8 protein-coding genes, 1 tRNA gene and 1 pseudogene are annotated in these 13,180 nt (G+C 74.4%); 8 read left to right on the top strand and 2 right to left on the bottom strand.

Annotation, left to right across the window (positions count from 1 at the left end):
• Positions 1-132 precede the first annotated feature (132 nt).
• From ABT247_RS14755 to ABT247_RS14745, 3 genes are all read left to right on the top strand, one after another.
• Positions 133-2,433 carry an ATP-binding protein gene (locus ABT247_RS14755; RefSeq protein ID WP_350742669.1) on the top strand — a complete coding sequence of 767 codons (2,301 nt, stop codon included), beginning with the start codon at positions 133-135 and terminating at the stop codon, positions 2,431-2,433.
• Between the two features lie 56 nt (positions 2,434-2,489).
• Positions 2,490-3,440, top strand: coding sequence for a hydroxymethylglutaryl-CoA lyase (locus ABT247_RS14750; protein WP_350742690.1), 951 nt, complete (start codon positions 2,490-2,492; stop codon positions 3,438-3,440).
• A 167-nt stretch (positions 3,441-3,607) separates the two neighbouring features.
• A complete protein-coding gene (locus tag ABT247_RS14745; RefSeq protein WP_350742666.1) occupies positions 3,608-4,798 on the top strand; it encodes an acyl-CoA dehydrogenase family protein in 1,191 nt (396 codons plus the stop codon).
• Positions 4,799-5,043: 245 nt separating this feature from the next.
• On the opposite strand, the gene ABT247_RS14740 is transcribed toward ABT247_RS14745, so the two are convergent.
• Positions 5,044-5,520, bottom strand: coding sequence for a universal stress protein (locus ABT247_RS14740; RefSeq protein ID WP_350742688.1), 477 nt, complete (start codon positions 5,518-5,520; stop codon positions 5,044-5,046).
• Between the two features lie 171 nt (positions 5,521-5,691).
• Between ABT247_RS14740 and ABT247_RS14735 the strand changes: the two genes are divergently transcribed.
• Both ABT247_RS14735 and ABT247_RS14730 read left to right on the top strand, forming a co-directional pair.
• Positions 5,692-6,279 (top strand): hypothetical protein, encoded by a 588-nt coding sequence (locus tag ABT247_RS14735; RefSeq protein ID WP_350742664.1) that lies wholly within the window; start codon positions 5,692-5,694, stop codon positions 6,277-6,279.
• Between the two features lie 470 nt (positions 6,280-6,749).
• A complete protein-coding gene (locus ABT247_RS14730) occupies positions 6,750-7,919 on the top strand; it encodes an HAD-IA family hydrolase (RefSeq protein ID WP_350742662.1) in 1,170 nt (389 codons plus the stop codon).
• Positions 7,920-8,272: 353 nt separating this feature from the next.
• Here the strand turns inward: ABT247_RS14730 and ABT247_RS14725 are convergent, their stop codons facing one another.
• Positions 8,273-9,073: a GNAT family N-acetyltransferase gene (locus ABT247_RS14725; protein ID WP_350742660.1), complete on the bottom strand. Its 801-nt coding sequence runs from the start codon at positions 9,071-9,073 to the stop codon at positions 8,273-8,275.
• 1,034 nt (positions 9,074-10,107) lie between these two features.
• Between ABT247_RS14725 and ABT247_RS14720 the strand changes: the two are divergent.
• The 3 genes and pseudogenes from ABT247_RS14720 to ABT247_RS14710 form a co-directional block, all read left to right on the top strand.
• Positions 10,108-11,355 (top strand): annotated as a pseudogene (locus ABT247_RS14720) (helix-turn-helix domain-containing protein); the annotation flags it as partial.
• Between the two features lie 701 nt (positions 11,356-12,056).
• Entirely contained in the window at positions 12,057-12,659 is a 603-nt protein-coding gene (orn, locus tag ABT247_RS14715; protein WP_350742658.1) for an oligoribonuclease, read from the top strand.
• A 335-nt stretch (positions 12,660-12,994) separates the two neighbouring features.
• Positions 12,995-13,070, top strand: a tRNA-His gene (locus ABT247_RS14710).
• Positions 13,071-13,180: the final 110 nt, after the last annotated feature.

Here is a 13,180-nt window from a genome sequence, read left to right as displayed (position 1 = left end):
ATGCGCCCCTGGTGTGACCCCGCTCTTCCGGGTGTGACTCCTGCGGCGCCGGCCCGCCTTCCGGGCCGGCGCCCCGATCGCCCACCGCCACCTCCTTCGTACGGCTCCCCTCGACCCGGAGGAACGCCTCCCATGTTCGACACAGTTCTGGTCGCCAACCGCGGAGAGATCGCCCTGCGGGTGATCCGCACCCTGCGGCGGCTCGGTGTCCGCTCGGTCGCCGTGTTCAGCGACGCGGACGCGGACGCCCCGCACGTCCGCGCAGCCGATGTCGCGGTCCGCCTCGGCCCGGCCGACCGCAGCGACAGCTCGGCCGCCGAGACCTACCTGCGCACGGACCAGATCCTCGCCGCCGCCCGCCGCACCGGCGCCCAGGCCGTCCACCCCGGCTACGGCTTCCTCGCCGAGAACTCCGGCTTCGCCCGCGCCTGCGCCGACGCGGGCCTCGTCTTCATCGGACCACCTCCCGGTGCCGTCGAGCTGATGGGTGACAAGATCAACGCCAAGGAGGCCGTACGGGCCGCCGGCGTCCCGGTGGTCCCCGGCAGCCAGGCCACCGCGCCCACCGACGAGGACCTCGTCGCCGCCGCCGACGAGATCGGCTACCCGGTGCTGCTCAAGCCCTCCGCCGGCGGGGGCGGCAAGGGCATGCGCCTGGTGCGGGACCGCGCCGACCTGCCCACCGAGATCGCCGCAGCCCGCCGCGTCGCCCGCACCGCCTTCGGCGACGACACGCTGCTGCTGGAGCGCTGGATCGACCGGCCGCGCCACATCGAGGTGCAGGTGCTGGCCGACGCCCACGGCACCACCGTCCACCTCGGCGAGCGCGAGTGCAGCCTCCAGCGCCGCCACCAGAAACTGATCGAAGAGGCTCCCTCCGTTCTCCTCAATGCCGAGACCCGCGCCGCGATGGGCGCCGCGGCCGTCCGTGCCGCGGAGTCCTGCGGCTACACCGGAGCCGGCACCGTGGAGTTCATCGTCCCCGGCATCGACCCGGACGCCCCCGCCTCCGCCGCCGAGGGGGTGCGGGACTTCTTCTTCATGGAGATGAACACCCGTCTCCAGGTGGAACACCCCGTCACCGAGCTCGCCGTCGCGGTCGGCCCTGACTCGGCCCGGCTCGACCTGGTCGAGTGGCAGCTGCGCGTCGCCGCCGGCGAACCGCTCACCTTCTCCCAGTCCGACATCTCCTTCCTGGGCCACGCCATCGAGGCCCGCATCTGCGCCGAGGACCCGGAGCGCGACTTCCTGCCCACCGGCGGCCGCATCCTCGCCCTGGACGAGCCGCAGGGTGAAGGCATCCGCGTCGACTCCGGTGTCGCTCCCGGCACCGTCGTCACCAGCGCCTACGACCCCATGCTCGCCAAGGTCATCGCGTACGGGCCCGACCGCCCGACCGCGCTGCGCCGGCTCCGCGCTGCCCTGGCCGACACCCGGATCCTGGGTGTCACGACCAACACCGGCTTCCTGCGCCGGCTGCTCGCCCACCCCGAGGTCGTCGCCGGACGACTGGACACCGGGCTGGTGGAACAGACGGCCCAGCAGCAGCCGGCCCTGCTCGCCGCGCCGTACTCCCCGTCCAACGCGCCGGCCCCGGTCGGCTCCGCGGACGCCGCGGGTTCGGCGCACTCCGCGAACCCGGTGGACCCCGCGGGCTCGGTGGACTCCGCGAACGGAACCGCGGCTGCGGCGCCCGAACCGCCGTCACCCGCTCACCTCCTCTACTACGCGGCCGCCCTCGCACGGCACCTGGAACTCACCCCGGCCGCCGACCCCGGCGGCTGGACCGACCCGTTCTCCCTTCCCTCCGGCTGGCGCCTGGGCGGCACCCCCGCCTGGACCACCCACCGACTCCGTACCCCCGGCCAGGACCCGGTGTCGGTGCGCGTCCGTTCGATCGCTGCGGGCAACGTAACCGACGCCACTGACAATCCGGCCGGGCTAACCCGCGAGGTGGAACTCCGGCTCGACGCCGGGCCGGTCCACCGCGCCCGCGCGAGCCTGGCCGGGGACCGGCTGCACCTGACCGTCGACGGCGTGCAGACCGCCTTCGCGCTGGCCACCGACACCGCCCCGGGCCTGCCGGCCGGCCCGGTGACCTGGCTCGGCATCGACGGCGACGCCTGGCCGCTGCACGCCTACGACCCGGCCGTCGAGAGCGCTGCCGGAGCGGGCGCGCACCACGGCGCCCTGACCGCCCCGATGCCCGGCACCGTCACCGTCGTGAAGACCACGGCGGGCGAGGCCGTCCGCAAGGGCCAGCCCCTGCTCGTGCTGGAGGCCATGAAGATGGAACACGTGATCGCCGCCCCGCACGACGGCGTGGTGGCCGAGCTGCGGGCCGCGGCCGGCGCCACCGTCGCGATGGAGGACCTGCTGGTCGTGGTCGCCCCGGCAGCGGAGGCCACCGAGCCCGCGGAGGTGCGGTCGTGACCGCCCGGGAGCCCCTCGCCGACGAGACCGTCGCCCGCGACCCCGACGCCCTCGACCTGGGCCTGCCCGACCCGGTCGGTGCCCCGGGTCTGCCCGAGGAGGTCCGGATCCACGAGGTCGGTCCGCGCGACGGTCTGCAGAACGAGGGTTCGCTGGTGCCCGCCGAGGTCAAGGCGGAGTTCATCACCCGGCTCGCGGCCGCCGGGCTGCGGACCGTCGAGGCCACCAGCTTCGTTCACCCGAAATGGGTACCCCAGCTCGCCGACGCCGAGGAGCTGATGCCCCGGCTCGCCGACCTGCCCGAGCGCCACCCCGGCCTGCGGCTGCCGGTGCTGGTGCCCAACGAGCGGGGCCTCGACCGCGCGCTCGCCCACCGCGCCACCGACATCGCGGTCTTCGCCAGCGCCACCGAGACCTTCGCCCGGCGCAACCTGAACCGCTCGGCGGACGAGGCCATGGCGATGTTCCGCCCGGTCGTGACCCGGGCCGCCGAGGCCGGGGTCACGGTCCGCGGCTACCTCTCGATGTGCTTCGGCGACCCCTGGGAGGGTCCCGTCCCGGTCGAGCAGGTGGTGCGGTACGGCGTGCAGCTGCTGGAGATGGGCTGTGCGGAGCTGAGCCTCGGCGACACCATCGGCGTGGCCACCCCCGGCCAGGTCAGCGCCGTGCTGGCCGGTTTCGCGCGGGCCCGCGTGCCGGCCGACCGGCTCGCCGTGCACTTCCACGACACCTACGGCCAGGCGCTCAGCAACACGCTGGCCGCCCTGCGCGAGGGCGTCACCACGGTGGACGCCTCGGCCGGCGGGCTGGGCGGCTGCCCGTACGCGAAGAGCGCCACCGGCAACCTGGCCACCGAGGACCTGGTGTGGATGCTGCACGGACTCGGCATCCGGACCGGCGTCGACCTGCGCGCACTGGTCGCGACCAGTGGCTGGATGGCCGAGCGCCTCGGTCGTCCGAGCCCGTCCCGCACCGTCCAGGCGCTGCTCGGCACCGCCCGGGGCTGACCGGCCCCGGCCCGATTCCCCGGCGCCGGCCGCCCGTTCGGTCCGGCCGGCGCCCCGCGCACCCCGTTCATCCCTCAATCACACCGTGCGACCGTCACACCGTCAGACGGACTGCCGGTACCCCGTTGACGCCCGCGGCCACCCCGGCCGGGCACCAGGAGGATCAGATGCTCGACCACCGGCTCAGCAGCGAGCACGAGGAACTGCGGCGCACCGTCGCCGAATTCGCCCAGGACGTGGTGGCGCCCAAGATCGGCGGATTCTACGAGCGGGAGGAGTTCCCCTACGAGATCGTCCGGGAGATGGGGCGGATGGGCCTGTTCGGCCTGCCCTTCCTGGAGGAGTACGGCGGCATGGGCGGCGACTACTTCGCGCTCGGCCTCGCCCTGGAGGAACTCGCCCGCGTCGACTCCTCGGTGGCGATCACCCTGGAGGCCGCGGTCTCGCTCGGCGCGATGCCGATCCACCTGTTCGGCACCGAGGAGCAGAAGCGGGAGTGGCTGCCCCGGCTGACCTCCGGCGAACTCCTCGGCGCCTTCGGCCTGACCGAGCCGGAGGGCGGATCGGACGCCGGCGCCACCCGGACGACCGCCCGGTACGACGAGACCACCGACGAGTGGGTCATCAACGGGACGAAGTGCTTCATCACCAACTCCGGCACCGACATCACGGGTCTGGTCACCGTCACCGCGCTCACCGAACCGATCGCTCGTTCGAGTGAAGAGGGCGAATTCCGCTCGCCTGTGCGGGAGATCTCCTCCATCATCGTGCCCACCGGGACCCCGGGGTTCCAGGTCTCGAAGAAGTACTCGAAGGTCGGGTGGAGCGCATCCGACACCCGCGAATTGTCCTTTACCGACTGCCGCGTTCCCGCGGCCAACCTGCTGGGCGAGCGTGGCCGAGGCTACGCCCAGTTCCTGCGGATCCTCGACGAGGGCCGCATCGCGATCGCAGCCCTGGCCACCGGCCTGGCCCAGGGGTGCGTGGACGAGTCCGTCAAGTACGCCGGCGAGCGCCGGGCCTTCGGCCGGCCGATCGGCGCCAACCAGGCCATCCAGTTCAAGCTTGCCGACATGGAGCTGCGCGCCCACACCTCCCGCCTGGCCTGGCGGGACGCCGCCTCCCGGCTGCTGCACGGCGAACCGTTCAAGAAGGAGGCCGCGATCGCGAAGCTGTACTCGTCCGAGGCCGCCGTCGACAACGCCCGCGAGGCGACCCAGATCCACGGTGGGTACGGCTTCATGAACGAATTCCCGGTCGCCCGCTTCTGGCGCGACTGCAAGATTCTCGAGATCGGGGAGGGCACGTCCGAGGTTCAGCGCATGCTCATCGCCCGGGAGCTCGGCATCACGTCGTGACGAACATCTCCTGATGGTCACTTCCTGAACCGAGCCCGCCGGTCAACCTGCCGCTCCTCAGAGGGTGTTGAGGAGCGGCCGACGGTGGAGGAGGTACCAGGGGACATCAGGAACAGCACCACGCCCGGGACCGCGCCCGGCCCACGCCCGGGCCGGCGAGAGGGTCCGCGAGGCGTCCGCGAGGCGTTTGCGGAGCCCGAGCCGACCCGACGGCTCCGCAGGCCTCGCGGAGCCCCGGGGCGTCGTCAAGGGATCACGATCACCGGGCGGTTGGCCCGCCGCGCCAGCCGTCCGGAGACCGAGCCGAAGAGCTTGCCGAGCAGGCCGTGCGTCGTGCCCACGACGATCGCGTCGGCGGCGTACTCCCGTCCGACCTCCTCGATCTCGTGGCAGATGTCGCCGCCCCGTTCGATCAGGATCCACGGCACGCCGGCGAGGAAGTCCGCGCAGGCGAGTTCCAGGCCGAGGACCTCGGTCCGGTGGTCGGGCAGGTCCACGAAGACGGGGGGCTCACAGCCCGCCCAGACCGTGGCCGGCAGCCGGTTGGCGACGTGGACGATCACCAGGCCGCACTGCGACCGGCGGGCCATGCCGACGGCGTAGGCGAGTGCTCGCTCGCTCGACAGCGAGCCGTCGAATCCGACCACGACGCCGTGCTGGAACACGGGGTCGAGGGAGCGTCCGGGCGCTTCCTGCGCCGAGGGATCGGTGGTGCCCCCGATGGCGCCGGGAACCGCCTCCGGGCGCTCCGCGTCCGGGCCGGGGCGGCCCGTCACCGGGGGCTCCGGGGGGCCCGACGGCAGCCCACGGCGCCGTTGCCGGGGCGCTCCTGGACGCTCGCGCCGGGCGAGGGGGCCACGGCGGGCGAAGCTGCGCAGCGCTCCGACGAGGCCATGGGGGTGCCCGCTTTCAGGACCTGCGGACGCGGGAGGGCCCTCGACGCGGGAGACGCCGGCGACGCGGGACAGCATGCCGGCCGGGGCGCCACCGGGCGAGTCTTCAAGCGAGTCATCGGGAGCGCCGGCGGATTCGTCAGCCGGAACGCCGAGCGGCAGGTGGCCGGCCCCCTGGACGGCATCGGCAGCGGCAGCGATGGCGTCGGCGACATCGACGTCCTCGGCGTGCGGGGTGTGTACGTCTGCAGGTGCCTCACCGGAGCGGGCAGCACGGTCGGAGGATTCGGAGCAGTCGCCGGCGTGGCCTTCGCCATGCTCGTCCGGGACTTCCTCGCCGCACCGCTCCCCGCCCCCTTCGTCCCGCCCGTCGAGGCGTCCGTCGGGGCGCTCGGCTCGGCGCCCGTCGGCCGGAGGGAGGTCCGTTCGGGCGCTGTCACCCTCGGGCCCTGCGCCCGCACTGCGAGGCGCGTCCGGCTCGACCGGTCGGGAAGGCTCAAACACAGCCATGGCTCACGGCTCTTCGAGGGAGAGGGGCCGACAGGAGAGGACAACGCTGCCCGGGCGGCAGGCCCGCCCACGGGATGACGTCGGTCTACACCGAGCAGCACCGTATGTGACCTGTTCCTTTCAGAGTACGACGGGCACGGGGGCCAGCCCAGCGGCAGAGCCTCGGAGCGATGTTGTTCCCGCGAAAGAGGGATGCGCACGCCGAAACAGTGCGCCCTGCCCGCAAGCGATCGCGCCCCCTACGGAAAAGAGGTTCCCTGGAGCTTGACTGAGCCGACCGGAAGGCGCAACAGGCCCGCCGGACACCGTGACCGGACTGTCATGGATTGGCGACGATCAGTTGCCGGATGTCGCGAACCGTTACGCCGCGCACACCCCGCCCGCGCCCCTGGTCGCGCCGTGGTCCCGGTCCCCCACCCCGCCGGACCACCCGCGCCGGACCCCGTCCGTCCCGCGCGCCGGGCCCGTTTCAGCCACTCTGTACGGCTTCACGACGCGCTCTGGCATTTGCCAGGTGCATAGGCTCGGGCGCTGGCACCATGCTCGGCATGCCGCTGCTCCTGTTCGACCTCGACAACACGCTGCTGCCCCGGGACGCCGCCTTCCGGGCCTGGGCGAAGGACTTCCTGTCCGAACACCGCCTACCGCCCGGTGACCTCGACTGGTTCGTCACCCTCGACGGCAGCGGGTACGTGCCGCGCAGCACCGTACTGTCCGCCGTGCGGCGCCGCTACGGCCTGGACGCCTCCGTCGAGTTCCTGCTCGCACACTTCCGACGCGGCATCAACTCGCACATCCACTGTCCACCCCGCCATGTCGAGGCGCTGCGGGCCGCACGGGCGGCGGGGTGGACGCTCGGGATCGTCTCCAACGGCGGCACCAGACCCCAGTTGGAGAAGATCCGGCGGACCGGACTGGGGTCCCTGGTCGACGGCTGGGTGATCTCGGAGGAGGCCGACTGCGTCAAGCCGGACCCGCTGATCTTCGAGATCGCGGCCCAGCGGTGCGGCGTCCGGCCGTCCGGGGACTGGCAGGCGCACACCTGGATGGTCGGGGACCACGCCCCCGCCGACATCGCCGGCGCCGAACTGGCCGGGCTGCGCAGCGTCTGGCTGCACCACGGTCGCCCGTGGGCGGAGAACGGATACCGGCCGACCCTGAAGGCGGCCGGTCTGCCGGAGGCCGTCGGACTGGTGCTGGCCGCCCGCAACGCGCCCTCGGCCCGGTCGGGACTGCGGGCCGACGTCCGGCTCGGCGTCCGGGCGAGCGGGCCGGTGCGTCGGCAGGCCGCCACGGCGGCCGCGCACGGGCCGCTCCGTGCGACGGCGCTGCTCGGCGCACGGTCCGGCGCACGCGCGCCGGGGGCCGCCCTGGACGGCCCGAGTGCGCCCGTTCCCGGGAGCGCCGGGACGGCCGGCGCCTCGGGCTCCGGAGCGGTTCCCGCTGTCCGAAACCGATCAGGCGAGTTTGCCTTGATCGCCGACGGCCGCCAGGGCACCGGGGCGGGCACGGAGCCGGGGCCGAAGGCTGCTGGCGGGGCCGTTCCGGGGACGTCCGCCGGGACGCGGCCGGTCGCGGACGACGGCCCGGCGGCTGCGCCGACGACCCCAACACCCCTTCGCAGGAGGGCTGATGGGGTCGTACCCGCCCGGACCGTGTTCGTCGCGCCGCAGCCGGTCGCACCGACCATGACGACGCCCGCCGCGGCCGCCCGGTAGCGCCCGAGCCGGTTCCGTCCGGCGCCGGGGGCCCCGCCCGAAACCGGACACACGACGTCGCCGCATGCGCCGCCGCCGCAGGCGGCCACCTCCTTCCGCCCGCAGGCCCCGCTACGGCACGCCGGAACCCCTGCCTCGGCACCCCCATGCCCCGCCCGAACCCGAACCCGAACCCGAACTCGGAACCCCGAGCCGAGGATCTGATCCCTGGCCGTGCGAGCGCCCCCACCCGGACCCGCAGCCCTTCGCCCCCGCCACCACGCCGCGCCCCGCGCCCCGCCTGTCGTGCCCCGCCTGTTGTGCCCCGCCTCTGCCGCCCCTGCGCCCCGTCCCCGTGCGCCCGATGCCGCTGGTCAGCCACCCAGCGAGGTGCGGCTCCACCAGCAGGTGCGGGCCCGTTCGGTGAACCCGAGGGAGCGGTAGACCGGTTCACCGGCCGAGGTCGCGACCAGGGTGGCCGGGCGGTCCGGGTGGGCGTGGGCCAGGGCGGTCCGCAGCAGGGCGCGGGCCACTCCGCGGCCGCGCCGGTCGGGCAGGGTGGCGACCCAGTACACCCCGGTGGCGCGGCCGTCGTCGTACGTGAGGCAGGCAGCCGCTGGGGCACCGTCGACCCGGCCCAACCAGGCCCGGCAGTCGGGTCGGCCCAGGAACCGGTCCGGGAGCGCGTCGTTGCGCGTCCAGGGCTGACGGGCGGGCAGGGGGAATCCGTCCACGATGGTCCGCTCGACCTGCGCGAAGCCGTCCCCGTCCGTCGCCTCATCCACCGTCAGGGAGCCTCCGTCGCGCAGTTCGACGACGACGGGAACCCCGGTGGCGGCGCCCTCCACCGGGCCGGGCTCACGCACCATCACCGGCATGATCAACGCCCGGGCGGCTCCGAGGCGGGACAGGTCGAGCCTGCCGTACGGGTCCTCCAAGGTGAAGCGAACGGTCTCCCAGTCCTCCAGGATCTCCGCCAACTCCTTCTCCAGGAGCTCGGGTTCACGGGGGGCTCGGGTGACCACGAAGCGGTGGGCGTCCTCCGGGGTGCGTGCGCAGCGGACCGCCGTCAGCCCCGGCTGGACCCGGGACCGCCAGTCGTGCGCACGGGCTTGGGCGAGCCAGAAGGCTGCGGCGTTGTCGTTGGCCAGTTCGAGCCGGCTGTCGCTGGTCATGGCAGGACCGTAGCCCCCGTACCCGCGCCCCTGCTCAGCCGTACCGGCACTGGCCGGATGAAGCCTGGGAGGCGCACGGCCTGCGCCCGTGCGCCCTCACGTGCACCGCCGATTTTCAGTCAAAATCCTGCCTGTCCCTCCCCCTTGGGCAAACCTGCAGCCCAGACCCGCCTCCCGGGCGCCCGGAGGCCGGACGCCCCAGGAACCGTCCCGCCACAACCAGCCACCGTTGCACCGGCCCTCTTCCCAGAAAGGTCGACGGGTGCCACGCTTCGTGATCGAATGCATCACGCCAAATTGCCATGTCGACATAGCGTCGGATGGTGAACTTGTCACAACGGCAATGGTCGACCCGATAGATTTCGATCTTGGCTAGCAGTGCCGCACCACCCACACCACACCACCGAGGGGGCTTGAGCGCCTTGAGCAGGGTGAGCAGGAGCGACGCGGGTCCTGACAGCGGCCAGGCGCCGGCCGGCACCGCGGGTCGGTCCGCGAGAATCACCGGCGCCTCCGGCACCTCCGCGACCGCCGCCACCACCCGCACCTCCGGCACCCCGAGCGCCCCGGGCTCAGCCTCGCACTCCTCCTGCCCCCCGGCACCGTCCGCCGCCACCAGCGCCGCCCAGGCCGAGCACGGAGGCCCCGGGCACGGCGGTCCCGGATACGGAGGAGGTCAGGGATACGGCAGGCCGGCGCCGTACGGGACGCCACCGTCCCAGGGCGGATTCCCGAACCAGGCCGGCCACCCCGTCCAGGGCGGCCACTCCGTCCAGGGCGGCCACTCCGTCCAGGGCGGCCACCCGAGCCACGCCGGGCAGCCCTCCGGCCGAGGCTCCGTCAACCCTTCGTCCTCGTACGGCGCCGCGGCCCCTGCCTTCACGGGCGAGTACTCCGGCTACAACGGCCACCAGTCCTACCCCGGCGCCGGCCCGGCCCCGGCAGTGAACGGCGCCGGCGGCGCACTCGGCGGCCTCCCCCTGGGCACCGTCCAGGGCCACGGTCCGCTGACCCACGGCGGCGCCCCCGCCGGGGTGCCCGGAGGCGTCACCGCCACGGCGAACCCGTCGCCCGCCGGTGCCCCGCGCAAGCTGTCCGGTCGGCGGCGCCGGGAGACCGTCGCGGTGCTGATCTTCGGCGGCGCCCCGATCTTCGAGAGCTCCATCCCGCTCTCCGTCTTCGGCGTGGACCGCCAGGACGCCGGGGTCCCCCGCTACCGGCTGCTGGTCTGCGCCGGCGAGGAGGGCCCGCTGGCCACCACCGGCGGTCTGACCCTCTCCGCGCCGTACGGGCTGGAGGCCCTCGCGCGGGCCGGCACGATCGTCGTCCCGGCCTGGCGTTCGATCTCTCAGCCCCCGCCGGTCGAGGCGATCACCGCCCTGCGCAAGGCCCACCACGAGGGCGCCCGGATCATCGGGCTCTGCACCGGCGCCTTCGTGCTCGCCGCCGCCGGCCTGTTGGACGGCCGCCCGGCGACGACCCACTGGATGTACGCGCCGACCCTCGCCAAGCGCTACCCCCGGGTGCACGTCGACCCCCGCGAGCTCTTCGTGGACGACGGCGATGTGCTCACCTCGGCCGGTACCGCCGCCGGGATCGACCTGTGCCTGCACGTGGTCCGCAGCGACCACGGCGCCGAAGCGGCCAACGCGCTGGCCCGCCGGCTGGTGGTGCCCAGCCGCCGCGGCGGCGGTGGACAGGCCCAGTACATCGATCAGTCTTTACCGGAGGAGATCGGCAACGACCCGCTGGCCGAGGTGGTCACCTGGGCACTGGAGAACCTGAACCAGCAGTTCGACGTCGAGGTGCTGGCGGCCCGCGCGTACATGAGCCGCCGCACCTTCGACCGACGGTTCCGCACGCTCACCGGCAGCGCGCCGCTGCAGTGGCTGATCACCCAGCGGGTGCTGCAGGCGCAGCGGCTGCTGGAGACCTCGGAGCTGTCGGTGGACGACGTCGCGCGCCGGTGCGGCTTCCGTTCTCCGGTGGCCCTGCGCGGTCACTTCCGCCGTCAGCTCGGGGTCTCCCCCGCCGCGTACCGGACCAGCTACCGGGCCCGTCGGCCCGGTCAGCAGGCGCCCGGCCCGGCCGGGACGCACGGCGGCGACCTCCGGCTGCCCGGTGGGCTGGCGCACCCGGCGTCTGCCGCGGCGGCGGCCTCGGCGGGCGGGGCACCGTTCGGCGCGGCGGCGCACGGCGCGCAGCCGGCCCACGCGTTCCCGGCCGGGGGCGGGGCACAGGGACCGGGCGGTCAGGCCGGCCAGCACGGTCAGGCGGGACAGCACGGGCAGCAGGGCCAGCACGGGCAGCAGGTCGTCCCCGGGCAGCCGGTGCCGCACGGCCACGCCGGTCCGTACGGGCCGGGGCAGGCCGGGACGTCGACCGCCCCGGGCTTCCACACCCGCGCGGGCCAGCCGTATCCGCACCAGCAGGCCGGGCAGCAGCCGCACTCCGGGCAGCAGGGTGCGGCGCGCGGTCCGGTGCGGGCTCCGCTGGTGCCGCCGCAGGCGGGGCCGGGTGCGGGGCGTCCGCCGCGGACGGCCGAGCACGCGGCGGCCGAGGACGGCCACCCCCAGCCGGGGGCGCGCGGTCAGGGTCAGGGTCACCGCAGTGCGGTGGAGCGGCCCGGGGACGAGCCGGGTGCGGCCGGGCGCCCGCACGGTGCACCGGGCGGCCGGGTGCCGACCACCGCCGCCGGGCAGTCGGCGGCCGGGGCGGGCGAGCTCCGGGGCCGGCAGTCCCGGGCGCCGCAGGCACGCCCCCAGGGCGGTCGCACCGCGGCGCCGGACGGCGGACGGACACCCCGCGAGGGGCGCCCCGCACGGGACGGCCACGGCGGCCGCGGTGCCCGGGACGGCGAGCACCCGGACGGCCGGGGCCCGCACGGTGAGGCGGAGGAGCGTCAGGCCGAGGGGGTCGCTCCGGCGCCGCGCTCGGCTCCAGCGGTGCCCGCGGCGCGTGATCGCGCCGTAGGGTGAGTTGCGTGAATGACCGTTTGGTATGGATCGACTGTGAAATGACGGGCCTCGACCTCGACCGGGACGCCCTGGTCGAGGTCGCGGTGCTGGTGACGGACTCCGAGCTGAACATCCTCGGCGAGGGCGTGGACGTCATCATCCGCCCTCCCGCGGAGGCGCTGGCGAACATGCCCGAGGTGGTGCGCGAGATGCACACCTCCTCGGGTCTGCTGGAGGAGCTGGAGCAGGGCGTGACCCTGGCCGAGGCCGAGGAGCGGGTCCTCGCGTACGTGCGCGAGCACGTGCCGGAGGCCGGGAAGACGCCGCTGTGCGGCAACTCGGTGGCCACCGACCGCGGCTTCCTGGCCCGGGACATGCCGGCCCTGGAGAAGCACTTGCACTACCGGATCGTGGACGTCTCCTCGATCAAGGAGCTCGCCCGCCGCTGGTACCCGAAGGCGTACTACAACAGCCCGCGCAAGGGCGGGAACCACCGGGCGCTCGCCGACATCCGCGAGAGCATCGACGAACTGCGGTACTACCGCGAGGCGGTGTTCGTGCCGCAGCCCGGCCCGGACGCCGACACCGCGCGCGCCATCGCCGAGAAGTACCAGGCCCCGGCCGGCTGAGCCCGCCGGCGCGACCGGTCCTGCCGGCGAGGCCTGACCGGCGCGGGCGACGACCCCTGTCGCGGCGACCGAACCGCCCGGTCCGGTCGACCGACCGAGCCGGACCCGCCCGACCCGGCTTCGCCGAGGCCCGAGGGTTCCGCCGAGGCCCTACGGCTCCGCCGACGCCCAGGCCCGTCGGCCGCCGCGACAGGGGTCGCCCGAACGGTCCTGCGGGGCCGGAGGGGGTGCCCGCGTCCGCCGGAACGAAACCCTGGCGCGAGCACCCTCTCGGATCCTGTAGAGTTCTTCCTGTCGGAACGGGAACGCGAGAGCGGGAACGGACCGGACAGATGGTGGGTGTAGCTCAGTTGGTAGAGCACCTGGTTGTGGTCCAGGTGGTCGCGGGTTCGAGTCCCGTCACTCACCCCAGAGCCCGAGGGGCCGATCGCCCCCGACGCTGCCCGCGCTCCTGCTCCTCATCTCGCCGCATCCCTCCTTTCTACCGGGTCCGGCCAGGGCATCGCCCTTCCCGGTGCCGG

Source organism: Kitasatospora sp. NPDC001539, from assembly GCF_040298565.1.
GTDB lineage: Bacteria > Actinomycetota > Actinomycetes > Streptomycetales > Streptomycetaceae > Kitasatospora.
Note: the sequence above shows the minus strand (reverse complement) of the source record. Positions and strands in the feature narration are given on the sequence as shown.

Excerpts from the sequence above, each read along its gene's own strand:
- ABT247_RS14755 (WP_350742669.1), top strand. The coding sequence starts at position 133 with ATGTTCGACACAGTTCTGGTCGCCAACCGCGGAGAGATCGCCCTGCGG.
- ABT247_RS14745 (WP_350742666.1), top strand. The coding sequence starts at position 3,608 with ATGCTCGACCACCGGCTCAGCAGCGAGCACGAGGAACTGCGGCGCACC.
- ABT247_RS14735 (WP_350742664.1), top strand. The coding sequence starts at position 5,692 with ATGGGGGTGCCCGCTTTCAGGACCTGCGGACGCGGGAGGGCCCTCGAC.
- ABT247_RS14730 (WP_350742662.1), top strand. The coding sequence starts at position 6,750 with ATGCCGCTGCTCCTGTTCGACCTCGACAACACGCTGCTGCCCCGGGAC.
- ABT247_RS14725 (WP_350742660.1), bottom strand. The coding sequence starts at position 9,073 with ATGACCAGCGACAGCCGGCTCGAACTGGCCAACGACAACGCCGCAGCC.